The 26,002-nt window shown below is 57.0% G+C and carries 23 protein-coding genes; 7 read left to right on the forward strand and 16 right to left on the reverse strand.

Going from position 1 to position 26,002, the window contains the following annotated elements:
• Nucleotides 1-18 precede the first annotated feature (18 nt).
• Both LN244_RS12845 and LN244_RS12850 read right to left on the reverse strand, forming a co-directional pair.
• Entirely contained in the window at nucleotides 19-1,245 is a 1,227-nt protein-coding gene (locus LN244_RS12845; protein ID WP_239040178.1) for an aspartate aminotransferase family protein, read from the reverse strand.
• Between the two features lie 192 nt (nucleotides 1,246-1,437).
• The gene (locus LN244_RS12850) at nucleotides 1,438-1,977 is read right to left on the reverse strand and encodes a retropepsin-like aspartic protease family protein (protein WP_239040179.1); all 540 of its coding nucleotides are present in this window, start codon (nucleotides 1,975-1,977) and stop codon (nucleotides 1,438-1,440) included.
• 226 nt (nucleotides 1,978-2,203) lie between these two features.
• Here LN244_RS12850 and LN244_RS12855 point away from each other — a divergent pair, with 226 nt between their 5' ends.
• The 5 genes from LN244_RS12855 to LN244_RS12875 all read left to right on the forward strand — a co-directional run bounded on the left by LN244_RS12855 (nucleotide 2,204) and on the right by LN244_RS12875 (nucleotide 6,677).
• Nucleotides 2,204-2,407, forward strand: a complete 204-nt coding sequence (locus tag LN244_RS12855; RefSeq protein ID WP_239040180.1) for a hypothetical protein — start codon at nucleotides 2,204-2,206, stop codon at nucleotides 2,405-2,407.
• Nucleotides 2,408-2,857: 450 nt separating this feature from the next.
• Nucleotides 2,858-3,910, forward strand: coding sequence for a hypothetical protein (locus tag LN244_RS12860; RefSeq protein ID WP_239040181.1), 1,053 nt, complete (start codon nucleotides 2,858-2,860; stop codon nucleotides 3,908-3,910).
• 85 nt (nucleotides 3,911-3,995) lie between these two features.
• Nucleotides 3,996-5,531 carry an ABC transporter transmembrane domain-containing protein gene (locus LN244_RS12865; RefSeq protein WP_239040182.1) on the forward strand — a complete coding sequence of 512 codons (1,536 nt, stop codon included), beginning with the start codon at nucleotides 3,996-3,998 and terminating at the stop codon, nucleotides 5,529-5,531.
• Complete coding sequence (locus tag LN244_RS12870) at nucleotides 5,515-6,279, forward strand: alpha/beta hydrolase (protein WP_239040183.1); 765 nt, start codon at nucleotides 5,515-5,517, stop codon at nucleotides 6,277-6,279. The genes LN244_RS12865 and LN244_RS12870 overlap by 17 nt, the downstream gene beginning before the upstream one ends.
• Nucleotides 6,276-6,677 carry a hypothetical protein gene (locus LN244_RS12875; protein WP_239040184.1) on the forward strand — a complete coding sequence of 134 codons (402 nt, stop codon included), beginning with the start codon at nucleotides 6,276-6,278 and terminating at the stop codon, nucleotides 6,675-6,677. Before LN244_RS12870 ends, LN244_RS12875 begins: the two co-directional genes overlap by 4 nt.
• A 3-nt stretch (nucleotides 6,678-6,680) precedes the next feature.
• Here LN244_RS12875 and LN244_RS12880 read toward each other — a convergent pair whose 3' ends face one another.
• From LN244_RS12880 to LN244_RS12930, 11 genes are all read right to left on the reverse strand, one after another.
• A complete protein-coding gene (locus LN244_RS12880; RefSeq protein ID WP_239040185.1) occupies nucleotides 6,681-9,026 on the reverse strand; it encodes a DNA polymerase II in 2,346 nt (781 codons plus the stop codon).
• 23 nt (nucleotides 9,027-9,049) lie between these two features.
• The gene (gene mvaD / locus LN244_RS12885) at nucleotides 9,050-10,042 is read right to left on the reverse strand and encodes a diphosphomevalonate decarboxylase (protein ID WP_239040186.1); all 993 of its coding nucleotides are present in this window, start codon (nucleotides 10,040-10,042) and stop codon (nucleotides 9,050-9,052) included.
• Complete coding sequence (gene mvk / locus LN244_RS12890; RefSeq protein ID WP_239040187.1) at nucleotides 10,029-10,970, reverse strand: mevalonate kinase; 942 nt, start codon at nucleotides 10,968-10,970, stop codon at nucleotides 10,029-10,031. Before mvk ends, mvaD begins: the two co-directional genes overlap by 14 nt.
• Entirely contained in the window at nucleotides 10,948-11,955 is a 1,008-nt protein-coding gene (locus LN244_RS12895; RefSeq protein ID WP_239040188.1) for a mevalonate kinase family protein, read from the reverse strand. Before LN244_RS12895 ends, mvk begins: the two co-directional genes overlap by 23 nt.
• A complete protein-coding gene (locus LN244_RS12900; RefSeq protein ID WP_239040189.1) occupies nucleotides 11,955-13,121 on the reverse strand; it encodes a hydroxymethylglutaryl-CoA synthase in 1,167 nt (388 codons plus the stop codon). Before LN244_RS12900 ends, LN244_RS12895 begins: the two co-directional genes overlap by 1 nt.
• Before the next feature lie 15 nt (nucleotides 13,122-13,136).
• Nucleotides 13,137-14,165 (reverse strand): type 2 isopentenyl-diphosphate Delta-isomerase, encoded by a 1,029-nt coding sequence (gene fni, locus LN244_RS12905; protein ID WP_239040190.1) that lies wholly within the window; start codon nucleotides 14,163-14,165, stop codon nucleotides 13,137-13,139.
• Entirely contained in the window at nucleotides 14,165-15,202 is a 1,038-nt protein-coding gene (locus LN244_RS12910) for a hydroxymethylglutaryl-CoA reductase (protein WP_239040191.1), read from the reverse strand. Before LN244_RS12910 ends, fni begins: the two co-directional genes overlap by 1 nt.
• A gap of 104 nt (nucleotides 15,203-15,306) precedes the next feature.
• Nucleotides 15,307-16,641, reverse strand: a complete 1,335-nt coding sequence (locus tag LN244_RS12915; RefSeq protein ID WP_239040192.1) for a TolC family outer membrane protein — start codon at nucleotides 16,639-16,641, stop codon at nucleotides 15,307-15,309.
• Entirely contained in the window at nucleotides 16,631-17,269 is a 639-nt protein-coding gene (locus LN244_RS12920) for a response regulator transcription factor (RefSeq protein ID WP_239040193.1), read from the reverse strand. Before LN244_RS12920 ends, LN244_RS12915 begins: the two co-directional genes overlap by 11 nt.
• 2 nt (nucleotides 17,270-17,271) lie before the next feature.
• Complete coding sequence (locus LN244_RS12925; RefSeq protein WP_239040194.1) at nucleotides 17,272-18,606, reverse strand: HlyD family type I secretion periplasmic adaptor subunit; 1,335 nt, start codon at nucleotides 18,604-18,606, stop codon at nucleotides 17,272-17,274.
• A gap of 9 nt (nucleotides 18,607-18,615) precedes the next feature.
• A complete protein-coding gene (locus LN244_RS12930) occupies nucleotides 18,616-20,736 on the reverse strand; it encodes a type I secretion system permease/ATPase (RefSeq protein ID WP_239040195.1) in 2,121 nt (706 codons plus the stop codon).
• 138 nt (nucleotides 20,737-20,874) lie between these two features.
• Here LN244_RS12930 and LN244_RS12935 point away from each other — a divergent pair, with 138 nt between their 5' ends.
• Nucleotides 20,875-21,246, forward strand: a complete 372-nt coding sequence (locus LN244_RS12935; RefSeq protein WP_239040196.1) for a hypothetical protein — start codon at nucleotides 20,875-20,877, stop codon at nucleotides 21,244-21,246.
• Here the strand turns inward: LN244_RS12935 and LN244_RS12940 are convergent.
• From LN244_RS12940 to LN244_RS12950, 3 genes are all read right to left on the reverse strand, one after another.
• Nucleotides 21,238-22,839 carry a response regulator gene (locus LN244_RS12940; RefSeq protein WP_239040197.1) on the reverse strand — a complete coding sequence of 534 codons (1,602 nt, stop codon included), beginning with the start codon at nucleotides 22,837-22,839 and terminating at the stop codon, nucleotides 21,238-21,240. The two genes, LN244_RS12935 and LN244_RS12940, sit on opposite strands and share 9 nt — an antisense overlap.
• 133 nt (nucleotides 22,840-22,972) lie before the next feature.
• Nucleotides 22,973-24,199, reverse strand: coding sequence for an argininosuccinate synthase (locus LN244_RS12945; protein ID WP_239040198.1), 1,227 nt, complete (start codon nucleotides 24,197-24,199; stop codon nucleotides 22,973-22,975).
• 118 nt (nucleotides 24,200-24,317) lie between these two features.
• The gene (locus LN244_RS12950) at nucleotides 24,318-25,175 is read right to left on the reverse strand and encodes a flagellar protein MotY (protein ID WP_239040199.1); all 858 of its coding nucleotides are present in this window, start codon (nucleotides 25,173-25,175) and stop codon (nucleotides 24,318-24,320) included.
• 163 nt (nucleotides 25,176-25,338) lie between these two features.
• On the opposite strand from LN244_RS12950, the gene rnt reads away from it, so the two are divergent.
• Nucleotides 25,339-25,959, forward strand: a complete 621-nt coding sequence (rnt, locus tag LN244_RS12955; protein WP_239042416.1) for a ribonuclease T — start codon at nucleotides 25,339-25,341, stop codon at nucleotides 25,957-25,959.
• Nucleotides 25,960-26,002: the final 43 nt, after the last annotated feature.

Consider the following 26,002-nt stretch of genomic DNA (forward strand, 5'->3'; position numbering starts at 1 on the left):
ACCCCTCCCGGGGTCGGATCAGCTCTCCGGCCCCTCTTGCAGCAACTGCTCGATCGCCTTTTCGAGGCCCGCCATCGCCGCGTCAATATCCGCCTCCGGAATGATCAGTGGCGGCGCGAAGCGCAGCACGTCCGGCCCGGCCATCAGGATCAACACGCCTTGCTCACGGGCAGCCGCCAGAAAACGACCCGCCTGTCCTTTCCATGCCTCCACCAGCTCGGCACCGATCAACAGGCCCTTGCCACGCACTTCGGTAAAGATGCCGTGACGCGCGTTGATCGCCTGCAACGCGGCGACCAGGCGGTCATGCTTCTGTGCCACGCCGGACAGCAGTTCGGGGCGGCTGACCTCGTCCAGCACGGCTTCCGATACGGCACAGGCCAGCGGATTGCCGCCGTAGGTGGTGCCATGAGTCCCTACTGAAAAGCTCTGGGCGATCTTGTCTGTAGTCAGCATAGCACCGATCGGGAAACCGCCCCCCAGGCCCTTGGCACTGGTCAGAATATCCGGGGTGACATCGGTATCCATGTAGGCATACAGCTGGCCGGTACGCCCCACGCCGGTCTGGACCTCGTCAAAGATCAGCAGCGCATTGTGACGATCGCAGAGTTCGCGCAGTCCACGCAGAAACGCAGGATCAGCCGGAATAACCCCGCCCTCGCCCTGTACCGGTTCTACCACGATGGCACAGGTGCGCTCGGAGACCAGCGCTTCGACAGCCGCCAGATCATTGAACGGTGCATGAGCGATACCGCCCGGCACGGGCTCAAAGCCCTGACAGTACTTTGGCTGACCACCCACGGTTACGGTAAACAGGGTACGGCCGTGGAAGGACTGGACGAAAGAGATGATCTCGGATTTCTCTTCGCCGTAATGGTCGTGAGCGTATTTGCGCGCCAGCTTGAACGCCGCCTCGTTGGCCTCGGCGCCTGAGTTGCAGAAGAACACACGCTCGGCAAATGTTGCCTCGGTCAGTTTTTTCGCCAGACGCAAAGCCGGCTCGTTGGTGAACACGTTGCTCAGATGCCAGACCTTGTCGGCCTGTTCTTTCAGCGCCTTGACCAGTGCCGGATGCGAATGTCCCAGAGCGGTGACCGCGATGCCGGCGGTCAGATCGATATATTCACGACCTTCCTGATCCCAGAGGTGACAGCCTTCACCACGTACCGGCACCATCTGCTGGGGGTTGTAGTTGGGAACCATGACTTCGTCGAAAAGTGCACGGGTAACCTCGGGTGTGCTCATACTTGCCTTACCTTTAACGGTCCAGATGACCGGGTTCTGTGACGATGAATGCCCCTGCGCGCCCAGACCATTCCGAGGCACTCCGGAAGCTTTGTACCTATTATGGAAAATCCGCGGACACGATGACAGAGTTCCGCCCCTCAAACAGGGGCAGAATCGGATTTAATTGCTGCTTGAGCGGCTATCCCCAAGCTAGCGCGGAATGCTCAGGGTCAGCTCTCCGTCCCGCTGCACCAGCTCAAGGTGTTGCATGAAGCTCATCCCCAGCAGCACGGTCTCATCCGGCATAAAGGGGTTGATGCTCGCTGGCACTGCGCGCAACTCGATACCGCCCAACTGTACGCGATCCAGTTCGGTGGCGTAGACACTGATAACCCCGTTGGCGGTCATCGTTTTATGTTCTGCGCCACGCCTGAGCCCCAGACGTGCTGCCAGGGTTTCCGGCACACTGACCCGGGTTGCGCCGGTATCCAGCAGAAAGGTGACCGGCTGGCCATTGATCCATCCCGGAGCCACATAATGACCGGCCCTGTTACGTGCCAGTACCACCTCACCACTGCCGGCCTCGACATAGTTCAGATGCTGGTTGGGATTACGCTGCTCACCAACGAAATCGTTGAAATAGACCGTCAGCATGGCCAGCAACACTATCCAGGCGAGATAGTGCATACCTCTGGCGACTGTCCGTCCGGCCGAAGCTGTGTCCTGAGTTGAAAAAGGCTCTTTGGGCATGCATTCTCCCTGGAATGATCAATAACCATTCGATCCGTATCAATGGTTTTGACCCACATCAGCACACAAGTTCATGCTTTCTCTTCGGTCAACGGACCCAGAAAAGCCTTCCTTTCATGACCCCGACGTCATTTTCAGCCATATTTAAGGTTCAAGGTGCCAGACTGACGGGAGTCATACTGATGCAACTATTGCCAACTCGCCAGACCAGATAAGAGGGATCACCATGCAAACATTCAAAATGCTGGGCACGGGGCTGCTTTGTCTGGCTTGCCTCAACACCAGCGTCCATGCCGAAACAGCACTGGGGACAGTGGCGATTTACTCGGATGGTGACGTTGAAAAGCTGGTCGCATACGACAATGGTTACCCGGTCTGGGAGGATGTACGGAAGCGGCGTTTCACTCACGCCAGTACTCCCTGCGCTTGAATACAAGAACTTACTTTACCCCTCACGAAACTACCAGGTTTCAGTCATATCCGGGAATCCCAAAGGACTGCATCAGGCTCCAGCGGGAACCATTGGACGCTTTAAACTCAGACGTCAGTACGAAGATGGCTCCAGCAAAACCCGAGAATGGGTTTGCGAAGTACTGCCGGGCGCGAAGCTTAAGCTAAGGAAACAACGTTATGCCGTGGAACGTTTCCACTGCCAACGTTTCACGGCTCATAAAAAAATGTCATTTCCTGTACTCAGAGAGACGCGCGTCATCAGTTGGTCTCCAGCTCTGGGGATGACGGTGCAACTCGATCGCGAAACACGCAGTGGTGCAAGCTCCCGTCGGCTTGAGTACCTGCTTCCACCTGAGAAAGCCAGCAGCAGAACCATTGCAAGGCGGCACCGCAAGGTCATCCAACCTAATCACTGAAGTAAGGTCCCATGTCAGATATACAGAATCGCTTGCAACAGGCCAAACGCAGTTTTGTCACCCGACATGCTGATCTCTCTCGTTGTGCACAACTGATTTCAGGGTTACCACTGTCCGAAGGTGACCTGGTTCTGGCGAAAGTATCTCGCAGGCGTCAGCATACCCGCATCGAGCTGGTAAACGGGCGCAGGGCGCACCTTTATCCCGGCGATGAGCTGATCCTTTGCGCGGGCAGGCGCTATGCAACCGATCAGTTTGCAGCTGAACTGCCTGATAGCCATGAGGCACACCTGATTGCCGCCGGCGGGATAGCGGGCCGGGAAATTCAGCGGCATGCCCAGGTAAAACCCGCGACCGAAATAACGATTATCGGCGCCCTGTCAGACAGCAGCGGCACTCCCCTCAACCTGAAGCAATTCGCTTCATTACCGCCACTGGTTCCGATCTCGTCATCGGCCGGCCCCAAGACGTTGCTGGTCACGGGCACCGGGATGAACAGCGGAAAAACCACCCTGGCAGCCAACCTGATCCATTCACTCAGTCGTGGAGGTCCGCGTGTTATGGCCTGCAAACTGACAGGAACAGGATCGGGGCCTGATCTATGGCGTTTTCTGGATGCAGGAGCCGCATCGGCGGTCGATTTCACCGATGCCGGTCTGGCCAGCACCTGGCAGCACCCTGTCACTGAACTGGTCACCATGGCACAGAGATTCAAGGCGCTCGCTCATCATGAACATCACGACTACCTGATCATCGAGCTAGCGGATGGCTTTTTCCAACAGGAAACCTCGGCCGTGATCGAAAGCGCCTGTTTCCGCAAGCTTATCGACAGTTGTTTCATCGCAGCAGACTGTACGCCGGGTGCCATCCTGCTGGCACAGGCGCTCTCCAGGCTGGGAATTTCCATTCGTGGCATCAGCGGTACTCTGACCCGCTCACCCTTGCTGATGGATGAGGTGGCTGGTGCGACAGGGTTACCCGTCCTGACCTCGGATCAAATGCTGTCATTCGCAACATTAAATCATTACCTGGGTTCTCTCGGACTGCAGGAGAAAGCCCTTTGATCGGCCTGAAAAGCCAGCAGCATTGGAAAAGCTTAAGCCTTCTGGGTCTGAATGGCCTGGCACAATCCCTGAGCCTTCTTTTTTCATGACTCAGCTACGTGATCATGTGCTTGAAAAGGTAAGCAACCTCTCTGAACAGTGGCTGTTGCTGCTTTTACTGGCCGCTGTCCTGACCGCAACACGTTTCGTGGAAAGAGCCGGTTCAGAGCAGTTGGCATTGACGCATATTCATAGCCTGCGCAATCAGGTCTTTCGCCATTTCCTTCGCCTTCCTCCCAAGGCAGCACAACGCATAAACCGGGGAGGCTTGCTGATGCGCCTCACGGGGGATCTGGGAGCTATCAGAACCTGGATTATTCAGGGACTGGTGCCCATTATGACTTTGAGCGTCTGGCTCGGCGTGGCAACCATCTCTTTGCTGATGCTGGACCCGACCCTCGTAGTCCTTATGATGACGTTGCTGGCTTTGGCCGTTCCTGTTTACTGGATATGTGGCAGAGCACTTTATCGCTCCAGCGGCAATGTCAGACAGCAGCGTGCACGCCTGATCAGCTATACAACCGAGAAAATATCGGGAGTGTCACTGATCCTTTCAATGAATCAGGCAGGACGAGAGTCCAGACGCTTCGAGCGTCTCAGTCATCGCCTGCTGAAACAGCAGAAACATCGTGCTCTATGGGTTGGCTTGCTGCGCGCCCTGACCGAGCTGACCAGTCTGCTTCTGGTCGGTACGCTGGCATTGGCGGGGTACTATCGGATCGAAAACGGCTCCATCACGATGGACCAGTTTGTCATGATCACGGTATTCGGACTGTACCTGCTGCCTCAATTGCGACGCCTTGGCAGAGTCTATGAGTACTGGACCTTGTACAGACTGGCCTGCCACAAGCTGGAACGGTTCATGGCCCGAAAAGCCCACACGGACCAGGGTAAAAAGCTGGAAGCCTCCGTTGGCGAGCCGGTCAGTATCGAAATAGCCTTGCCGCCCCCCCACCCGCTGGTGCTGACCGCCAGCGCACATACCAGGGTTTTGCTGCATGACCCAGCAGACAGCCTATTGCCTGCCCTCAAGGCTGGCCTCCAAGGCGGCGATGTTGCCAACATGGAATTCCGAATCAACGGCGTACCGATTGAGACACTTTCTGCCACGGAGCAGAAACGCCGAGTTGTCATCATTGATAGCTATCCCATGCTCTGGAGCGGCACCGTCAAGCATAATCTGACTTACGGCATGCGCCGCGGCGGCGATGAGGAATTGGAACGCGCTGTTGACGTGTGCGGACTCACATCGACCATCGAAAGGCTTGAAGAAGGTCTGGAGACCAGAATCAGGCCCTACGCACATCCTTTTTCAGACCAGGAATGCTTCGCTATTCAGGTATGTCGCGCACTGCTGAGAAAACCCTCTCTGATCCTGATCGATCATCCCATTCTTCGCCGATCACTGTCAGAGTATGAACTCATGCGCAATGTCGAGCGCTATTTCACCGGCACGCTGATACTCGCTTCCGAGACCACGGAGACGCCAGCGGACTGGGTTGACACTGTCTGGGATCTTTCCAGTACTGACCTTCACGAAACTATTGTCACGCGAGATCCCATCGATGCCCGAGTATATTGAAAACGGAGAACTGGGTGCCTGGTTGCATACGCCCGATACACTCCGAGACATGGAACGCCTGCTGATATGCGTGCATGGCATCTCACGCAATGCCCAAGAACAGTTGGAGGCTTTCATCCCCATCGCCGAGGCACAAGGTATTAAATTGCTGGTCCCTGAATTTACGGAAGGGAAATTCCCTGGTTATCAGCGCCTTGATCAACACCCCGGTCTGGACAGAGCTGACCTTGCCTTGAACAGACTCCTGCTTCAGCTTCAGCCAGACATCACACGGATGAAGCTCGACCTCTTTGGTTATTCGGGGGGGGCCCAGTTCAGCCATCGCTATGCCCTGTGTTACCCGCATCGTATTCGATCCATGATTCTGGCCGCAGCGGGCTGGTATACCTTTCCCGACCCTGAAGAACGTTATCCAAGAGGGTTGTCTAACTGGCCTCACACGCTGCCCAGGCCCGCAAACAAACAACAATTGCTGTCGATACCCACCCTCGTCATGGTGGGATCAGATGACACCCTCGTAGATTCAAGCCTGCGCAGCGGCAGGAAAATTGACCTTCAACAAGGACGGACACGGCTGGAACGGGCTCACAACTGGTTCCATTTCTGCTGTTCACTCGGTAAGACCAATGCCTGGCGGTTCGCCGAACTGAGGTCTGTCGGCCACAGCTTCAGCGACTCTGTTACACACACCGATATGCTGGATCAGATCCACAACTTCATCCAACAGGACCGGGGGCCTGCCCTATGAAACATATTGCCATCCCCTTTCTCGCAGCCACGGTTTTAAGTGGCTGCGCAGGAATCTCAACCCTCAACCAACCTGAACCGGAAATGCTGACGACAGAGGTTAGAGCATTGTTCAATGAACATACTGTTCGCTCCTATAACCTGAACACCAAGGTCAGCACCTGGAGCTACTACCGCAAGGATGGACAGCTCTTCCAGGAGCGTTTCTGGTCCCCGCGCAAGGGAACATGGAGTGTTCAGCAAGACGGTCAAATCTGTCTGACCACCAAGTCCACATCCTGCCGTTTCATTGGACGTAAAGGTGACCGCATCTACAAATTCAAGATCAATGACAAGGGTGAACTGGAAGCCATTATCCGTTACAAGGACTTTGTGGCCGGTAACCCCCTACAGCTTTGACGACTAAAACAAGTCAATCTGCGGTGCGACCAGCTGAGCGAAAGACTCTCCGATGAACGGCAGGATGGTATCGGCCACCGGCAGCAGCTGCTTGTCTATGTAATGCTGATAGTCGATGGGGGAGCGCAACAGCTCGACCGGCTCGGGGCCATTGACCGTCATCACGTAGGCAACACTGTCGCCCACGCGGTAGGCCGCCGGTAGCCCCTGACGTCGGCGGTCGTCTTCAAGCTGCTGGGCGGCACGCACATGGGGTGGCCGATTGCGGACATAAGCCTCCAGCGGCTGGCGGATGCGGCGACGATAGACCAGATCCCTGTCACAATCACCGGAAAATACGGCTCGGACCCGCTGCTGCAACATGTAGCGCCAGGGCCGGTCGTGAAAAATGCACTCATAGAGCGTCTGCTGAAATTCGCGCGCCAGGGGCGTCCAATCGGTTCGCACCGACTCCAGGCCGCGAAAAACCATACTCTCATTGCCATCAGCCTGGCGCTTGAGTCCGGCGTATCGCTTCTTGCTGCCCTTTTCCGAGTGGCGCATGCGCGGCATCAGAAATCGACTGTAATGAGCCTCGTACTGCAGCTCCAGTGCACTGTCGATATCGAATCGCTGTCGCAGCTGATCACGCCACCAGCGATTAAGCTCAGTCGCCAACCGCTGGCCGTAGGCATCCGTTTCATGGTCCGGCCAGTCATCCCCCAGCCACACGAACACGGAGTCGGTATCACCGTAGATCACGGTATGACCGTAGGTCGCCTCGATATGATCGGCAGTTTGCTGCAGGATCTGATGGCCGCGCAGGGTAATGGAGCCGGACAGTCGCTGATCGAAAAAACGACACACCCGTGAGCCAAGCACACCGTAGCAGGCGTTCATCTGGATCTTGATCGCCTGAGACAGTGCTGAATTCCCCTCACACTTGGCGGCATCGCGAGCGTGCCAGAGACGCTCGATGATAGCCGGCAGCAGCGCATGACGGCGATCAAAAATGGCATGATGAAACCCTGGCACCAGTGCATCGGCTGGCGCATCACCACGAGTGCCCATCGCAAGCCCCAAAGGATCAATCTGGAAACTGCGGATGATGCTGGGGTACAGGCTCTTGAAGTCCAACACCAGTACGTGTCGATAAAGGCCGGGGCGCGACTCCATGACAAACCCACCCGGGACATCCAGATCCCCCTGTCCAGAAGCGTACTTTGGCGCGACGAAACCGGCACGGTGCAATCTGGGCAGGTACAGATTATCGAATGCCTGTGAAGAGCCGCCTACCTTGTCCAGCGCCAGCCCGGTCAACCGTGCCCGCTCCAGCAAATAGGGAATCAGCCCCGCCTTTTTGAAAATTTCGGTTACCAACCGGCAGTCTTCCAGATTGTAACGGGCGAGCGCTTCAGGCTCTTCACGATAGAGACGCTGGATCTCTTCTCCGCGATCCTCAGGGTCATGGATCAGCTTGCCGCGACCCAACAGCTCACGGGCAACAAACTCCAGACTGTAACGCTCGAACTGCCAAGTTGCGCCTTTGAGGGTATCGATGCCATCCAGAACCACACGCCCGTTGAGGCGGGCAAACCAGCGACCGGTCTGTGAGGGCTCCACTCGCAGTGGCTGATCATCTCGCCCCAGACACAAGCGGATACCCAGCGCCCGGGCCCGCTGTTCCAGCACACGCAGGTCAAAGCCGATGACATTCCAGCCAATCAGCAGGTCCGGGTCCATCCTTCGCACCTGCTCCATCAACGCGGTCAACAGGGCCCGTTCACCGGCGCAGGCGATCATCCCGGGAGACGTCGAAATATCACCGTTGAACAGCACCACCTCCTGCTCACCACACTGCAGCGCGATCGACAGGATGCGATCAGCCCTCAGCGTGGTCTCGATATCCAGTGACAGCTGTCTGAGAGAAGGGATAAAGGGATCGCGCGTCAGTGCCACACGACCGTCCTTGTGGATAACCCTGGCTCCGGCGAAAATGCCACGCTCGATAAGGTAGCGATCGACCGGGCGAATATCCTCCTCCATCAGTGCGATACCCGCCTGATGCAGTCGGCTCAATGCTTCATGCCAATCAGCCAGATTGTCAGCATAGAGTGCGCACACGGGCTCATGGGACAGGGTGCTCAGCGCAAGTGGCCGCAAGGTGCAGCCGCGCAGGCCGGCAAGCAGTGAGGTCGCCTGTTCACGATCGGCCTCAGGCATGAAGGCAACCGCCGACTCCCCCTCAATCACAACCTCTTGGGCACCGGAGGCGCTGCGCAGCCAATAGCTCAACTGCAGGCGTCCCTGATGATCTCGCTGACGACGGGTCAGTGGCAGACCAACCAGACTCTCCGTTGGATGCGGCATCACGGGTTCACGCCTGGCCACGCTCAGTGACCGAAGGGCTCCACGGTTTCCAGAGTGGGAAAATGCTGAAGCAGGGTATCGCGGTCTTGATGCTGAAACAGCAGCTTGAGATTGGGGCCGGCATCCATGGTGAAATAGACCTCCAGCCCTTGCTCACGCAGCTGCCAGACCTTCTGCATTGCAGCCACCGACTCAGGTTGCCAGTACAGCAGTGGCGGCCAGGAGGCGATCATGGTCGCATGCATCGACAGCGCATTTTGCTCGGCGGTCTGACCTAACAGAGCGAAATCGCGTTCCGAAATCGCACGCTGCAACTTGCTCAGATCGGCGGCGGCCTGCAATGGCCAGCTCTGATAGAGGTGCGCCGTTTCCACGGTTCGCTGCATACCAGAGCGAGAGTCAGTGGCCTTCTCCCCAGCATCGATCTCCACCAGACCAATGCAGAAGCCCGGCCACTGCTGTTCAAGCGGCACGCCGTGACTGTCCAAACCATCCTCACGCTGTCCCATTTCCCACTCGACAAAGCCCGTGAAGAGAGAACGGCAGGCACTGCCACTGCCCATACGGGCCATGATGGAGAGGTGCTCCGGTGGCAAGTCGAGCGCCAGGGCATCATTCAGTGCCAACGTCAGCGCAGCAAAACCGGACGCGGAGGAAGCCAACCCCGCAGCGGTCGGAATATTGTTACGGGTTTCCACCTTGAAGTGCAGGTCCTGCCCGCGGCGAAACAGGTCGATGAAGTCGCTGACCTTCCGGCTGAATTTGGCGCCCGGCTGCAGTTGTTGACCGTTGAGCCACACCTCGTCCACCTGCCCGTCAATCGGAATCAGGCGGGTGTGGCTGCCCAGATAATCCAGCGATACCGAGAGGGACGCGTTAATCGGCAGATTGAGCTCAGGATCCCGCTTGCCCCAGTATTTACACAGGGCAATATTGCTCGGCGCAAACTGCTCCGCCGAAGCCGAGGCCTTGACCACTTTCGGCAGCAACCGCTCAACCACTTCAGTTCGTTTCATACGAGATCTCCACACCGGTTGCAGACACAGTTACCGGGATCGCTTCCCACGGCAGTTCAGCATCGAGATGCCCCAAAGCCAACACACAGTCGCCCAGCCCGGACCCGGATATTTTGGCCCCCCGGCATCCCGGCTCTGCACGCAGGCGATGGATCATTTCGGCCAGCGTCGCGTCGCAGACACCCAGCGCATCCATCAGCCCCTGGTAGATATTCATCAATTCGCCCAATGAGACCCAGTCCTGATCACGCACCGCCTGCTCTGCAGCCCGGCAGGTTTGTCCCATCAGCCGGTAAAGACCAGCATACAGTTCAGGCTGTCGGGAAGCCTTCTGCTCGACCAGTGCCAGCACCGCCGGAGTCTTCATTTTGTAACCACTATAGTAAAGCGCGATCGAAGGCAGACCCGGTAACGGCCGCACTTCGGCCGGTGACATCTCGTAGCCGATCACGCCACCATAGAGACTGGCCGCCAGATCAGTCCCTGAGCCCCGTCCGTTCTGTACCTGATGCACGGCTGCCAGCGCCAGCGGAAACAGTGCTTCAGGTTCGGTACTCTGCCCGGAGTAGGCCGCCAGAGCCGCGACCGTCGCAGCCGTTACCGCGGCCGAAGACCCCAGACCGACGGTGTGAGAGAAGCCGGAGAGAATATGCAGATCAAAACCATGCGACAGGTGCATCTGGTAGCGCTCAATGACCGCCAACACAAAGGCCAGCTCAGCCATGGGCTCAAGCGCATCCAGTGAGCCGCGGTACTGACCCAGTGCGCTGTCAATACGGACCAGACGATCCTGACGGGGCTGCAGTGTCACCACAAGCTTCGCGTCTACGGCACAGGCCAGCGCGGGCTCGCCGAACAGAACGGCATGTTCACCCATGAGCATCAGGCTGCCAGGAGCGCTGACCTTAATCTTCGAGTATGCGAACACCTTCCAGATCCTCCTTCAAGACACCCCAGTGCCAGTCCGACTGCAGAGGCAGCTGCGCCGGCGTCATTCCTTTCGGCAACAGCAGCAACATGAGTCCACCCTGATCCCCGGAGACGGCCCCGGCGCCACAGACCTTGGCCGCTCCTCCAGCCTGCTCGACCAGCTCGGCCAGTCGTTGCAGCGGTGCGGGCACCACGCCAATACGGGTCAGCAGACGGTGGTTGTGACGGATCGGCTCGATCAGGCTGTCTCCCCTCTGTAATGCAACTTCGAATGCTTGGGTGGTCTCGGCAAATTCGCCCCAGATGGCTGAGTCCGCAAAGTTACGTCGCACCTGATCGACGCAGGCGCCGGTGCTGCATGCGGGGGTGCCGGTAAACAGCCAGAAAAAACCGTCGCCCAGTCCCGCCTCCGATAGCGGCAGGCGTTCAACCTGATCCCCCTGCACGCGTACCAATCCGCCGGAGCAGACGGCAGCAGCATCGATAATGCTGCCACGCCCATGTTGCAGACGTTCGCAATGACGTACCTGCCGAATCAACTCGTCCAGCGTATCAAAATGACCAAACAGTTTGAGCAGTGCCGCGATCAATGCGGCCGAGGACCCCATGCCGGCACCAATCGGGATATCAGAATCGATGCGCAGACTGCCTCGGGGGTGAATGTCCAGCCCGGAGAGGACCCGGGCCATATCCACGGCGTAAAACGCCAGCTCCGCAGGCTTTTGCAGGATACGCGTGATCGGCAGCTCACCGCGCAGATAACGCTCGAAATGACTGTCGAGACGACGACGCAGGTTCGCGAGCTTGTCCAGCCCAAGAACGTGGGTACGCTCCTGAGCGTGCCAGCTCAGTCGCGGCAGCTGGTCGGGACGGTAATGGATCCGCATGTGGCGGTCCACCGCCAGCGCCAGTGCCGGTGAACCGTAGACAACCGCATGTTCACCGCTGAGGATTATTTTCCCCGGCGCACAGGCGGTGGGCATCAGCTGGGAACGTATTCGCGTTTGTGATGGTAGATACCGGCCAGACGGAAGCGACCGGTAGTCCCTTCGGCAAAATCGTGTTCGCCACCATCCGCAGGTACCTGGTTGCGATACAGCTGCAGGTATTCGTCATGACCGATCTCCTGACGCGCAGCCAGCAGCTGACGATGCCGTTCCAGGTGCAACGCATCGCGGTAGCCGGGCACAACGGTTCCGGAGAAGAACTCGCCCACACAACCGGAGCCGTAGCTGAAGAAACCGATCCGCTTGCCGGACAGGTCTTCTTCGGTGTTTTCCAGCAGTGAGGTCAGGCCGATATACATGGAAGCGGTATAGCTGTTCCCGATGATCCGGTTGTAGATCAGGGTATCGCCGATCTGCGCTTCCTGCTCGTCTGCCGAAAGCCCTGCCTTATTATGACGCACCAGCTGCTGATGCGCCTTCTGCGCCATACGGCTGAATGGCAGGTGATAGCAGAAGCGGCTGAAATCACCGAACTCAAGATCACTGACTTCACGGAAGTTTTCCCAGGCCTTTTTCAACGCCTTGAGATAGATCTTGGTCGAATACTTGCCGTCGACCAGTGCGGTGGATCGATAGTTGGGACGCCAGAAATCCATCACATCTTCGGTGTAATTGCCGACTTCCGGGTCGATGCTGACCAGACGCGGGTTGCTGCTCACCAGCATGGCGACCGCACCACATCCCTGAGTCGCTTCACCCGGGGTATCCAGATCGTAGCGTGCGATATCAGATGCAATGACCAGCACCTTGGTGTCGGGCTTGCGTGCCACCAGCGCACAGGCCATCTGCAACGCCGCTGTAGCGCTGTAGCAGGCCTGCTTCATCTCGACGACACGGCAGTTGCTGTTGAGGCCCAGCAAGCGATGAACGTAGATGCCGGCCGCCTTGGACTGGTCTATCCCGGTTTCGGTGGCAAACATCAGCGTACTGATGGCATCCGGCCCCGCACTCTCGATCAGTGGCAGAGCGGCATTGGCAGCCATCGTGACGACATCTTCGTCTGGCGCCGCCATCCCCATCTTCTCCTGACCGATACCGGTGTAATACTTTTCCGGATCCGTCCCCTGCACTTCAGCCAGCGTCTTCAGATCGAGATAGTAGTTGGAAGTGTAAAAGCTGATTTCGTCAATACCAACGGACATACTTGACCAGGGTCCTCAACGCTCTTGGACAATAAGCGCCCTGTTTCGGAACAGCGCCGGCAGATCCGGCGTACCGAGCAGAAACATCGCAGTGATAAATTCCCGCCGCAACCGCTCAATGACGGCCACCACGGCTTCAGCAGATTCCATCGCCGGCTGTAGCAGGGGCGCAGCCATGCCGCACAGCGAGGCGCCGAGTATAACAGATTTGGCCATATCAATCCCATCTCTGAGACCACCGCTGGCGATCAGTGTCGCCCGATCCAGAAAAGGCGCTGCCTGCTGCAACGCAACCGGGGTTGGCAGTCCCCAATCCTGAAAGCGAATGCCGATATCGTTGCCATCATGGCGACGATGATGCTCAATCCGACTCCAGGAAGTTCCTCCCTGCCCGGCCACATCGAAGTGGGTCACTCCCTGCTTGAGCCCCAGCGCGATATCCGCTGCCGAGAGACCGGCCCCCACCTCTTTCAACAGTACGGGCACGCTCAGCTGGCGGCTGATGGCACCGATCTTGTCGGCCACACCGCGGAAGTCGGTATCCCCTTCCGGCTGCACCGCCTCCTGCAACGGATTGAGATGAAAATAGAGCGCATCCGCTCCCAGCACATCAACTGCCCGCTGGCACTTGTCGAGGTCAAAACCGTAGTTGAGCTGTACACCACCCACATTGCCGATCAGCACCGTAGTGGGGGCATGTTGGCGCAATGCAAAACTGGCTTCAGCAGCAGGATGGGTAAACATCACGCGCTGGGACCCAACGGCCATGGCCACCTGACAACGTTCTGCAGCAAGGGCCAGATTGGTATTAATGGTGCGGACCAGCTCGTGGTCGCCTCCGGTCATAGACGAAATCAGCAACGGAAAACTCAGCTGCTTGCCGAGGAATTCGGTACTCGGATCAATCTCGTCCAGTGACAGCTCTGGCAGCGCACGATTGGTCAACAGGATGCGATCGAACCATTGGCTGTTGCGATCCGTTTCGGGATCACGCTCAATGGCTCGGATATGTTCAATCTTGCGCTCGTTCGTCGGGTCGGACATTACCGCTCCAGCTTGATATGGGCTTCCATCAATTCACCCGGATTGGTCTGCGCTGCCAGCAAAGACAACTCGCCGCAGAGCACCGTAGCCGCACAAATCGCCGCCAGACGGCGCGCATTGGCGCCGGGCTCGCGTTCTTCCTTGCAGCCCAGCTGACGCAGATTCTCTTCGACAAAGTCGATGCCCTTGCCGTTGCCGACCGAGCCGACGATCAGGTTGGGCAGAGTACAGGAGAAATACAGGTCGCCATTGCGAACTTCTGCGTGGACAACGCCCTGAGATCCTTCGATGATATTTGCCGCATCCTGCCCGGTCGCCAGATAAAACGCCAGCAGCATGTTGGCGTAATGCGCATTGGCACTGCGCAGACCACCCGCCATCAAGGTACCTATAAGGTTTTTCTTGATGTTCAGATCAACCACTTTTTCCGGCGTGGTTTTCAGACGACGTTCACAGATGTCACGCGGAATCAGAATCTCGCTGATCACGTATTTGCCGCGCCCCAGGATGCCATTGACGGCCGTTGCCTTCTTGTCGGAGCAGTAATTGGCCGAGATGGAGGAGTAACGCAGCTGCGGATATTCGCTCAGGATCCAGGGGATCAGCTTGTCAGCTGCGTTGGTGACCATGTTGTGACCGGACGCATCCCCGGTCGTGAACTCCAGTCGCAGGTAGATCAGGTTGCCGACAATCTGGCTGTGCATATCGATCAGCTTGGCAAAGCGGCTGCTGGTCGCCACCACGACATTGAGATCATCCTGGCGCGCCTTGATCGACTGCAGCGCCTGATGCGCCGCAAGCGCATCATCGGCTTCCAGCAAAATCGAGCGCGTCATGCGCTCATCAACGACGGTGGTGACAATACCTTTGTCGGTAAGCGTTGATACCCGCGCGCCTCGACCCACAGAAGGCCAAAGCGGGGTTTCATAAGTGGCCAGGGGCACGCTGAGCTTCTCGTCGACCACATTGCCGCTGATCTTGATCGGCCCGACCCAGCGCATCGGGATCGGTGCTTCCAGAATTTTGTGTGACTTCATGCTCGGTGCATCCTTTAAATGAAAAAGGGTTGTCCAGCCGGACAACCCTTCAGAAAGACCTCAGGCTGCGCGGGATTTTAAGCCAGCGGCGCCGAGGGATGCAATTATTGGCCGCTGGCAGCGACCTGTTCAGGCATCGGTTCGCTCTCTTCCACTGGCGGCAGCTCTACCTTGAGGGCCTCCAGCAGCTCGCCGGTACCCGTCAGGATACGCAGCTTGGCAATCTCGCTGTCCACTCGGGCCTCGGCCAGCTGGTTTTTGGCCGAGAAGACCTCGTTCTCGGTATCCAGCAGGTCAAGCAGGGAGCGCTGACCGATGTCGAACTGCTTCTTGTAGGAGTCACGGGTGTCTTCACTGGAGCGAACGTGCTTTTCCAGATACTCCAGCTGACGCTGCAGAATTTCATAGGCGTTCCATGACAGCTCTACACTTTCACGAATCTGCAACTGAGCGTCACGCTGGATCGCCTGGGCTTCACCGATCTGGTGTTCGGTCTGGCGAATGCGCGCCTTGTCTGCGCCACCGTTGTAGAGGTTGTAGCGCAGGCGCAGCATGGCGGTCAGATCTTCATCGGACCCCGGATTACCGTCGATGTTGTCATCCCAGCGACGCTCCACTTCGAAGTCCAGACGCGGATACATGCGGCTCTTCGCTGCATCGCGCTGAGCTACGGCAGCTTCCACATCGGCCTCAGCCAGACTGGCAACCGGCTGGTTAGCCAGCCCCTTTGCCACCGCCTCTTCAAGTGTCGCCGGCAGTTTCAGTACCGAACTGTCAAAGGGCTCCAGCGACTCGGGAACCGACTGGCCCACTACACGACGGTAGTTCGCCTGGGCATCACGCAGGTTGTTGTCTGCCGCCAACATGTTGACTTCAGCCAGCGCCAGACGCCCTTCCGCCTGCTGCAGCGACGCCAGCGTTCCCATGCCGGACTCGGATCGACGACGAATCTGGTCGTAGAGTTTGACATGGTTGTACAAACTTTCCTTGGCCAGCTGCAGCAGCTGCTCACGACGCTGAACCTCCAGATAGGCGCGTGAGGCTGCCAGCACGTAACGCTGCGCGGTATCCTTGTAGTTGCTGGCACGCGAAGCGGCACGTGCTTGCTGACGCTGCACTTCACTGCGGGTGGCGAAGCCGTCGAAGATCATCTGGTTCAGGTTGAGTCGGGCTTCACGGCGGTTCAACTCGACATCGTCGCTATTCCCTTTCTCGGTCCACTCGTAACCGTACCCCAGAGTGGCATCCAGCGTCGGATAGTAACCAGCCTTGGCCTGGCGAATCTCCTGAATCACCGCAGCATAGTTTTGCAACGCCTGCTGTACCTGTGGATTCTGTCCGATATTGTCCACGACCACTTCCTGTAGCGTGGCGGCAGATGCCCAGCCTGAGAACCCTATGCTCAGGGTGACTGCCAGCACCGACTGTTTAAATTTCATATCCCTGCTCCTGCTTGTTGATCTCCGAGGGCACCTGGCCGCTCAATATTAAAATTAGCTCAATCCTGTCTCGCACACCCGATTTTTCGAGAATGGCGCTGACATGTGCCTTGACGGTTCGTTCCGTGATTTCCAATTCGCGTGCAATCTGTTTGTTGCTGTGCCCCTGCACCAGCTGCTCCAGCACCTGCTGCTCACGTGCACTCAGATTCCATTCGGCGACGGGATCGGTCACCGGCCCCTGCCGAGCCAATAAGCGCTTGAGCAACCCCTGCATCAACTCTGGTCCGGTCCAGATATCGCCCTTCAACACGGCCTTGACCACCTGTGGCAACAGATCAGGCTGGATATAGGTATTCGCGTACCCTTCAATGCCTCGACTGATCAGCCACTCCCCTTCCTCCAGCGTCGGGTGATCGACGAGTACCACGCGGGGACCACTGCCGGCATCCTGCAGAACCTGTTGCTGCTGAGACTTATCCAGTCCACTCCAGTGCACCAGCAGCACGGAGCCCGGCTCACGCTCCATCGCATCGGCAAGGCTGGCACAGCAGCGGGCATCAGAATGCAATGCGGCCTGCCAGCGCGACATGAGTGCCGATTCGGTCGCATAAAGGTTTATCTGCATGTCTATCGCTCCGTCAGTGCGCGCTCGGTAGCACGATTGATCGGTTTAAGAAGATAATGCATGACACTTTTCTTGCCGGTCAGAATATCAACCCCTACAGTCATGCCTGCCATCAGCGGCAGGGGCTCTGACTCAGTACCCAAATAGGGTGCTTCGGTTTCCAGCCTTACCAAGTAATAGGGTAGCTTAGCCTCTGGATCCATGATGGTACCGGGTGAAATAAAGACCACTTTGGCATCCAGCCCACCATAGATGGCGAAGTCGTAGGCACTGACCTTGACCACCGCATCCTGACCCTGGCGGATGTTGGCGATATCGGACGGCTTGATCCTCGCTTCCACCAGCAACTTGTCTTCGAAGGGAACAATACTGAGCAGTGGATCACCCGGCTTGACGACGCCATCAATGGTATTGATCATCAACTGCTTGACCGTCCCCCGGATCGGCGCTCGAACTTCGGTTCGGCTGATACGGTCCTGCATGCCCGACAGGGCTTGCTCAAGGCGTACCTGCTCTGCCACCAATTCATTCAACTCGGCACGAGCACGGTTGCGAAACTGCAGTTCCATATCCTCCTGCCGCTGCTCGATTTCGCTGATGGCCGCTTCAATACGCGGGACACTCAGCTCTATGCTGGAAATTTCGCCACTCAGATCATTGACCTGTCGGCGAAGGCGCAAGTGTTCCACTTCCGAGATCACGCCTTCCCTGACCAACGGCTCACTGATGCGCAACTCTCGCAGCAGCAGTGCATAGCTGCGCTTGAGCTGATCAATGCGGGAGTTGGCTTCAACCAGCTCCTGCTCACGCTGCTGGCGCTGCTTGGCCAGAACCTCCAGGTTGGAAATCAGTTCTTTCTGGCGCGACTCAAACAGGCGCAGCTCCTGTTCGATCAAATTGCGATGTTCAGTGCCGAAATCCGTAGGCATGCTGAAGGGTTCATCGTTAGCCTCCGCTGTAAGCCTGACCGCGCGGGCCTTCAGCTCCAGTTCCCGGATCTGGTTCTCACGGAAAGAACTGGCAAAACGCTTGTCTTCGATTCTCAGCAGCACCTCACCACGCTCAACCAACTGCCCTTCTCGCACCAGAATCTCGGAAACGATACCGCCCTCCAGGTTCTGCACTATCTGAAGCTGGTGCGATGGAATGATCTCGCCTTCACCTCGAGCGATTTCATCCAGTTCGGCCCAATTGGCCCAGATCAGTGCCAATGCGATAAACAGCGCACCTGACCAAAGCAGCAGGCTGGCCCCCTTCGGGGCCTGTTCCAGCATCGCTTCACTGATGCTGTTGGTGTATTGAATATCCCCCCGCCGAGGGGTGTGATTGCGTCCCATGACTTTCCCCTAGCGCCTCACCTGCAATCGTCCCTGTTTCAGCGCCTCAAGCACGCTATCCTTGGGCCCGTCAGCCACCACCTTGCCACCGTCGATGACGATCAGACGATCAACCAAATCCAGCAGCGACATCTTGTGCGTAACCATCAACACGGTTTTGTGTTCAGCATAATCCTTGAGCTGGCGGCGCAGATAATCCTCGGAAGCGTTATCCATGGAGTTACTGGGTTCATCCAGTATCAGGGTGGACGGATCATGCAACAACGCCCTTGCCAGCGCCACCGCCTGGCGCTGACCGCCTGACAGCGCACTGCCACGCTCCCCTACCGGCATGTCAAAACCCAACGGATGCTGGTTGACGAATGACTCAACCCCCGAAAGACGCGCGGCCTGAAGAATCTGCTCGTCACTGGCCTTTGGCAAGCCAATGGTAATGTTGTCACGGACACTGCCGGCAAACAGCATCACATCCTGGGGAACATAGCCGACACTGCGGCGCAGGTCAGAAGGGTCGATCTGATTCAGGTCGATGCCATCAACGGCAATAGCCCCCCTGCTGGGCTTGTAGAGACCCAGCAGCAGTTTCTGAATACTGCTCTTGCCAGACCCTATACGGCCGATCAACGCTACCTTTTCCCCCGGCTGGAGACGGAAACTGATGCCCTTGAGCGCACCGTAATCGGTTCCAGGATAGGTAAAGTCGACCTCCTTGAATTCGATCCCCCCCTTTAGATCGGGACGGTGCAGGTAGCGCCGGTCAGGCTCATGTTCGTCGGGAAGCGCCATGATCTCATCGAGCGTTTTCAATGCTTTCAGTGACTGCTCGTAGTTTGCCACCAGGCTGGCCACCTGACCCAAGGGAGCGATGGCGCGACCACTCAGAATGACACAGGCGATCAGCCCCCCCATGGACAGGTTCTGCTCCATGATCATGTAGACCCCGCCGATCACCAACAGGACCGATGCGAGTTGTTGCACCAGCCCGGCAAAGCTGACCACCGACGAGGACAACATCCTCGACCTCAGTCCCCAGCGTGCGATATAACCCACAGCTTCTTCCCAGCGTGCCTGCATGGGACTGGCCGCCCGCTGTGTCTTCAGGGTCTCCATGGCTGTCAGTGATTCCACCAAGGTGCCATTTTTCTGCGCCGTCGAACTGAAGGTACGTTCGATTGATCGGCGCAGGCTTGGCCGGATCGCCAGTGCGTAGATCAGAATCATCGGAATGGCCAGAGCAGGCACCAGCACCAGAGGGCCGCCAATCCAGCTGATCACAACCAGAAACAGCAGCATGAACGGAATGTCGATCAGCACGGTATTGGTCGTGGAGCTGAGGAAGTTGCGAATACTCTCGAACTCGCGCAGGTTACTGGCAAAGGCACCAACCGAACTCGGCATGGCGTCATAGCGCAGCCCCATTACCTTCTCGAACAGGCGCGCCGACAGAAGCACATCCGATTTCTTGCCCGCCACTTCGATAAAATACGAACGCAGCATTTTCAGGCCGAAATCAAACAGGTAAACCACCAGCACACCGATCGCCAGCACCCAAAGGGTTTCTACCGCATGGTTGGGCACGACGCGGTCGTAGACATTCATGACAAACAGGGGGTTGGCCAACACGAACAGGTTGATCAGTACCGAGGCCAGCAAAACGTCACGATAGATGCGTGCCGAACGCCAAAGCGTACTCCAGAACCAGTGACCGCTCCGATCATTCAGCTCACTGCTGTTGGTATCCCCAAACTGGTATTCAGGCCGCATGAACAGAACGTGGCCAGTATAGGCCTGCTCGAGTTCATCGAGATTCAGGTGTGCGACACCACCACTCTCGGGCTGAAGGACATCGGCTTCTCCCTTGTCGAAGTCCAGTCGCTGTAGAATGCAGGCTTTTTCGCCCTCAAGCAGCAATACCGCCGGCAAAAGCAGATTGGATAATTCACCCAGGGGGCGCTGTGCGAGCTTGGCAGCAAAACCACCGCGTGCGGCTGCCCTCAGGAACAGCTTGGGTGTGAGACGACCATCGACAAGAGGCAACCCCTCCGTCAAAACCTGTGGTGAACGGGGGCGATTATTCTGCTCTGTCAGCAATACCAGACATTGCAGTAAAGGGTCCTTCTCAACATCCATGCATAGGGTATCCCGGGTCGAAGAAAATAGAGCACAATCTAACAAGTGTTTTAATTCAATAAAAGTCCCAATAGAGGTACAGTTAAGCGTACAGCATCTACACTTCATCCAAAATCAGCTTAGTTCAGGATATGTAAAATGCTTTATGCGCTGCGAGACAAGGATGGAAAAATCACCGCGCTGACCGATCGAGCCATTCCCGACGCCCAGCCCGCCAACCCTTCAGACCCGGAGGTAATGGCATTTCTCTCATTGGATGGCGAGAACTTCGCTGCCAACGACTTCCTGGATGAGTCTGACCTTTCCACCATCCGTATACTGGAAGACCTGATCGATACTTTGATTGATCGCCAGATCATAAGATTTACCGATCTCCCTGCAGCGGCTCAGCGCAAGCTGCTCAGCCGCAAGGTTGCTCGCTCTTTGGCCAACCCTGACTCTGAAGACCCCGGCAGCAGCGACTATGTTCAGGACAATATGTTTATCCGGGAAGACGAACAGTTATTCTGAACCTGTTGAAGGCTGGCTGCCTGTTGTAAGCACCAGACCCGCAAGACGCTCGGCCAGTGCCTGATAACGGTGTTGCTGACGCGGGGTCAAGGCAGCAAAATGTAGCCCGTTCAGCAGATCGTCGCAGCGGCGAATCATGGCGGACGAGTCTTTGTCATGCTGCCGTTTCAATAGTTCCATCTCCGCCTGCAGCAGGTTCAGGCTGACACTGGGATTATGTGGCAAGGCCTGATGCGCCATGACGAACTCGTCTCTGGCAAGCAGCAGTTCAGCCTTGCGAAAGTGCATCATGCCCTTGAGGTTGGCTCGCGCCCAATCGATGGACAACATTTTCGGCGTCAGCTCCTGACGCACTTTCTGTGCCTGACTGCTGACCGAACTGTGCTCAAGCCCATCCACCAGCAAGTCGAGCCACTGAGCCTGAAGCTCCAATGGCAGCCCTGAAAACAATTCCAGGGCAGCACGACACGATTGCTCTGCTCGCCCGGACTCGCCACCCTGACGATGCAAGTCCGACAACAACAGGCGGGATCTGAACTGGGCAACCGGATCATGATCGAAGTCCACCACCGAACGCTCGAGTACCTGTACCGCCTCGGCTTCGGCAGCAGCAGCCTGATCACCCTGCAGCTCCTCCAGGCGCATTCGCAATGACTGCGCCAATGCGAAGTAATAATCCGGTTGTTGATAAGCCGAATAACGCCCGAACTGAACCGCTGCACGAAAGGAATCGACTGCCAGCCGCCAGTCTTTCAACCGGGCAGCAGTATCGCCCTGCCTGGCCTGTAAAAGCGCAACGGTTGGCTGCAGCAGCACGGACTTGCGCAGCAGATTGACCGACTGCTGCAGCTCTCCCTTCAAACGATGCAGCCGTGCAAGCCAATCAAAGGCATCGATACAGACCTGACGCTGACGTATTACTTGATCAAGTGCAGCTTCGGCCTGGACCAGATCCCCCATCCGGTAGGCAGCCACTCCGGCCCCCACCCGCATCCAGTGCTGATCACGCTGTCCCAGCAGCGCTTCAAACTGCTGATAAGCATCAGGATAGCGCTCCAGCCGCAATAAAATAATGCCCCGCATCCGCTGTGATAACACCTTGAGAGCAGGAAAGCGCATCTGAGTTTGCTCACACAGCGTCAGGGCCTCACTCCAACGCCCCTCGTCCATGCAGGCATGGAGCGGCTGAAGCGACTGCTTCATTCTCATAAGACGCTCCAGCGACAGGCGCAGCTGGGCGGTCTGATAGGGCTTTTCGATACAGAGATCCGGTGAGGACTCCAAAGAGCCAAACATCAATGCCGATGTTTCCGGGTCTGCTACCAATACATAGGCCGTACTTTGACGATAAATCCCTTCTGCCTGGGCCTCATGCAACAGCTGCAAGCCGCTTTTTTCATTCTTGCCCAGATCATGCACCATAAAGCAGAAGTCGACAGGCTCTTCACGCAGAATCGATAACGCCATGTTGACGGAAGACGCCACGAACACCTGCTCCAACCCCAAACTGAGCAGCAGCATGCGCAAGGACTTGAGATCGTCCAGCTGCTTGTCAACGACAAGCGCTCTTTTGGTGGCAAAAAGGGTATCCATAGACCTACACTTTCAGGGACTTATGGAAAAATAGCATGCACAGCGAAGGCGGGCAAAACGTCGAACGCTGGATATGAAAAAGGCCATGCCGGCAACGCCGGCATGGCCCTGAAGACATGGGGTCGTCAGACGATCAGTCTTCAAGCAGGTTGCGGCCTTTGCCGGCAGCGATGCGCATGCGCAGCGCGTTCAACTTGATAAAGCCTTCCGCATCCTTCTGGTTGTAGGAACCGGCATCATCTTCAAAGGTTGCGATGCTCTCGTCGAACAGGCTGTCTTCAGAACGACGGCCCACCGCAGATACGCTCCCCTTGTAGAGTTTCACACGAACGTCACCGTTCACGTTACGCTGGCTGAAGTCGATCATCTGCTGGAGCATCTTGCGTTCTTCAGACCACCAGAAGCCGTTGTAGATGATCTTGGCATAGCGCGGCATCAGTTCATCTTTCAGGTGCGCCGCTTCACGGTCCAGAGTGATGGACTCGATGGCACGGTGCGCCTTGAGCATGATGGTGCCCCCCGGAGTCTCGTAGCAACCACGAGACTTCATGCCGACGAAACGGTTCTCGACGATATCCAGACGACCAACGCCGTTGGCACCACCCACCTTGTTCAGGTACTCAAGCACGGTCGCCGGAGACATTTCCTGACCGTCGATGGCAACGATGTCGCCCTTGCGGTAAGTCAGTGTCAGGTAGGTCGGTTCGTCAGGAGCCTGCTCCGGGCTGACGCTCCAACGCCACATGTCTTCTTCGGCTTCCGCCCACGGATCTTCCAGAATGCCGCCTTCATAAGAGATATGCAGCAGGTTGGCATCCATGGAGTACGGAGATTTCTTCTTGCTCTTGCTGAAGTCGACCGGAATGTTGCGATCTTCACAGTACTTCATAAGCGTTTCACGGGATGTCAGATCCCATTCACGCCAGGGAGCGATCACCTTGACGCCCGGCTTCAGCGCATAAGCGCCCAGCTCGAAACGTACCTGGTCGTTACCCTTGCCAGTGGCGCCGTGAGAAATGGCGTCAGCACCGGTTTCGTTGGCAATTTCGATCAGGCGCTTGGCGATCAGCGGACGCGCGATGGAGGTACCGAGCAGGTATTCACCTTCGTAAATGGTGTTGGCACGGAACATCGGGAATACGTAGTCGCGAACAAACTCTTCACGCAGATCTTCGATGTAGATTTCCTTCACGCCCAGGGCTTCCGCCTTGGCACGCGCAGGTTCAACTTCTTCACCCTGACCCAGGTCGGCAGTAAAGGTCACGACCTCGCAGTTATAGGTGTCCTGCAACCAGCGTACGATTACAGAAGTATCCAGACCGCCTGAGTACGCCAGGACGACCTTTTTAATATCGGACATGTTGCTGCTCCAGAAACAATTGCCGGCCGACCACCATGATCGACCGGCCGCTAAGATTCACTCGGCACAAGTGCAAATAATATATCAGAAAGCCGGTTGCCGCTGAACTGCCTGCACGTTAGTCACGTTCCAAACGTATGGCAACACGACGGTTGCGTGCTCGATTTTCGGCACTGGTGTTCGGCACTACAGGATAGCGCTCACCGTGGTAACGGGTTGTGATCATCTCTTCCGGTATCCCCTGACTGACCAGGTAACGTGTCACTTCTTCTGCACGTTTCTTGGACAGGTCACGGTTCAACAGGCGACGACCGAAGTTGTCAGAATGCCCGTCGACATATATCGACTTCACGCTGTCATCCGTTTTGACATACAGCGCAATCAAATCCAGTCGCTCACGGGTAGCATCTGACAAGCGCCAGGTTGCAGACGGGAAGAGCACAGCCGTTCTGGCGACCTGACGATAGTTCACCGGCAGCAGTGTCGTCAGACACGTCAGATAATCGTTATAGGCTGACTGAAAGTTGGCTGCCGAAATTCCCACTTCGACAGGCTCACCACTCTGATACCAGCTATCGCTGGAAAAAGTCGGCGTCATACCCCGGTGTAACGCAACCAGCATTTTGTTGGCGGCCTCACTGTCCAGAGCCACCCCGCCCGTTTTGGCATCAATTTCGACGCGCGCGATTCTAAAGGGCGCTTCTCCCGGCTGCCAGGGGGAAGCCCTCGCCATCAACAGGGCCTCTCCCTCCAACTGATCTTTCTGCGTGGGTTGAAGGTGGAAACGCAGAGACTCGCCCGCCTCATGCTCAAACAGAGCACGACCGAATGCGGGTACCTTTTGACTGAGCCGACAGAAAAAGCGTGAGGTTTCCATCTCCCACACCGACTCGTCGATGGAGGCACGGAACACCACAGCCTGCGCCCACCCTGGTAGTAACAGCAGTAGTAACAAGGCCAAACAGCGGGTGTTCAAGATTGCGACTCCCATTGATTCAAATACAGACACGTTAACGGCTGATCAGGCCATCGCTTGAGCGTGTTTTGACGCGGCCTGCCAGACTGTTAGAATGCCTGCGGCCATTATCCACTTGCAAATAAGGATCTTCGTGACTCACCGCCATAACGCCCCTCACCCCATGGCAGAACGCTTCCGCGGCTTCCTGCCTGTCGTCGTTGACGTCGAAACAGCCGGTTTCAACCCGAGAACCGATGCCCTGCTGGAAATTGCAGCCGTCACGCTGACCATGGATGAGAACGGCTACCTGATGATCGACCAGAGTTACGATGCCAATGTCATCCCTTTTCCCGGGGCCAACCTGGAGCAGTCTGCACTGGACTTCACCGGCATCAATCCTGAAGATCCGGCACGCAATGCGGTGGCGGAACAGGAAGCCCTGGAACAGATTTTCAAGCCAATCCGAAAATCGATCAAGTCCCACGGCTGCAAACGAGCCGTGCTCGTTGGTCACAACGCTGCCTTCGATCACAGTTTTGTCACTAACGCTTCGGAACGCTGCAATATCAAGCGCAACCCGTTCCACCCGTTTTCCACGTTCGATACCGTTTCCCTGGCAGGGTTGGCCTACGGGCAGACAGTTCTGGCCAAGGCATGTGATCTTGCCGGCATCGAATTCGACGGCAAGCAGGCACATTCGGCGCTCTACGATACCGTAAAAACGGCCGAACTCTTCTGCACCATCGTCAATCAATGGAAAGACCTGGGCGGCTGGGACATGCTGCTGGCGACACGAGATTGAAAACGTCCGAAAAAAAACCGCGCAAAAGCGCGGTTTTTTTTGG

Source organism: Marinobacterium sediminicola (assembly GCF_022343685.1).
Lineage (GTDB): Bacteria > Pseudomonadota > Gammaproteobacteria > Pseudomonadales > Balneatricaceae > Marinobacterium > Marinobacterium sediminicola.

Bases quoted from the DNA above. Each gene is read 5' to 3' on its own strand.
- LN244_RS12915 (WP_239040192.1), bottom strand. From the start codon at position 16,641: ATGAAATTTAAACAGTCGGTGCTGGCAGTCACCCTGAGCATAGGGTTC.
- LN244_RS12855 (WP_239040180.1), top strand. From the start codon at position 2,204: ATGCAAACATTCAAAATGCTGGGCACGGGGCTGCTTTGTCTGGCTTGC.
- mvaD (WP_239040186.1), bottom strand. From the start codon at position 10,042: ATGAAACGAACTGAAGTGGTTGAGCGGTTGCTGCCGAAAGTGGTCAAG.
- LN244_RS12935 (WP_239040196.1), top strand. From the start codon at position 20,875: ATGCTTTATGCGCTGCGAGACAAGGATGGAAAAATCACCGCGCTGACC.
- rnt (WP_239042416.1), top strand. From the start codon at position 25,339: ATGGCAGAACGCTTCCGCGGCTTCCTGCCTGTCGTCGTTGACGTCGAA.
- LN244_RS12845 (WP_239040178.1), bottom strand. From the start codon at position 1,245: ATGAGCACACCCGAGGTTACCCGTGCACTTTTCGACGAAGTCATGGTT.
- LN244_RS12875 (WP_239040184.1), top strand. From the start codon at position 6,276: ATGAAACATATTGCCATCCCCTTTCTCGCAGCCACGGTTTTAAGTGGC.
- LN244_RS12900 (WP_239040189.1), bottom strand. From the start codon at position 13,121: ATGTCCGTTGGTATTGACGAAATCAGCTTTTACACTTCCAACTACTAT.
- LN244_RS12940 (WP_239040197.1), bottom strand. From the start codon at position 22,839: ATGGATACCCTTTTTGCCACCAAAAGAGCGCTTGTCGTTGACAAGCAG.
- LN244_RS12930 (WP_239040195.1), bottom strand. From the start codon at position 20,736: ATGGATGTTGAGAAGGACCCTTTACTGCAATGTCTGGTATTGCTGACA.
- fni (WP_239040190.1), bottom strand. From the start codon at position 14,165: ATGTCCGACCCGACGAACGAGCGCAAGATTGAACATATCCGAGCCATT.
- LN244_RS12895 (WP_239040188.1), bottom strand. From the start codon at position 11,955: ATGCCCACCGCCTGTGCGCCGGGGAAAATAATCCTCAGCGGTGAACAT.
- LN244_RS12945 (WP_239040198.1), bottom strand. From the start codon at position 24,199: ATGTCCGATATTAAAAAGGTCGTCCTGGCGTACTCAGGCGGTCTGGAT.
- LN244_RS12860 (WP_239040181.1), top strand. From the start codon at position 2,858: ATGTCAGATATACAGAATCGCTTGCAACAGGCCAAACGCAGTTTTGTC.
- LN244_RS12920 (WP_239040193.1), bottom strand. From the start codon at position 17,269: ATGCAGATAAACCTTTATGCGACCGAATCGGCACTCATGTCGCGCTGG.
- LN244_RS12850 (WP_239040179.1), bottom strand. From the start codon at position 1,977: ATGCCCAAAGAGCCTTTTTCAACTCAGGACACAGCTTCGGCCGGACGG.
- LN244_RS12865 (WP_239040182.1), top strand. From the start codon at position 3,996: ATGACTCAGCTACGTGATCATGTGCTTGAAAAGGTAAGCAACCTCTCT.
- LN244_RS12910 (WP_239040191.1), bottom strand. From the start codon at position 15,202: ATGAAGTCACACAAAATTCTGGAAGCACCGATCCCGATGCGCTGGGTC.
- LN244_RS12880 (WP_239040185.1), bottom strand. From the start codon at position 9,026: ATGCCGCATCCAACGGAGAGTCTGGTTGGTCTGCCACTGACCCGTCGT.
- LN244_RS12870 (WP_239040183.1), top strand. From the start codon at position 5,515: ATGCCCGAGTATATTGAAAACGGAGAACTGGGTGCCTGGTTGCATACG.
- LN244_RS12925 (WP_239040194.1), bottom strand. From the start codon at position 18,606: ATGGGACGCAATCACACCCCTCGGCGGGGGGATATTCAATACACCAAC.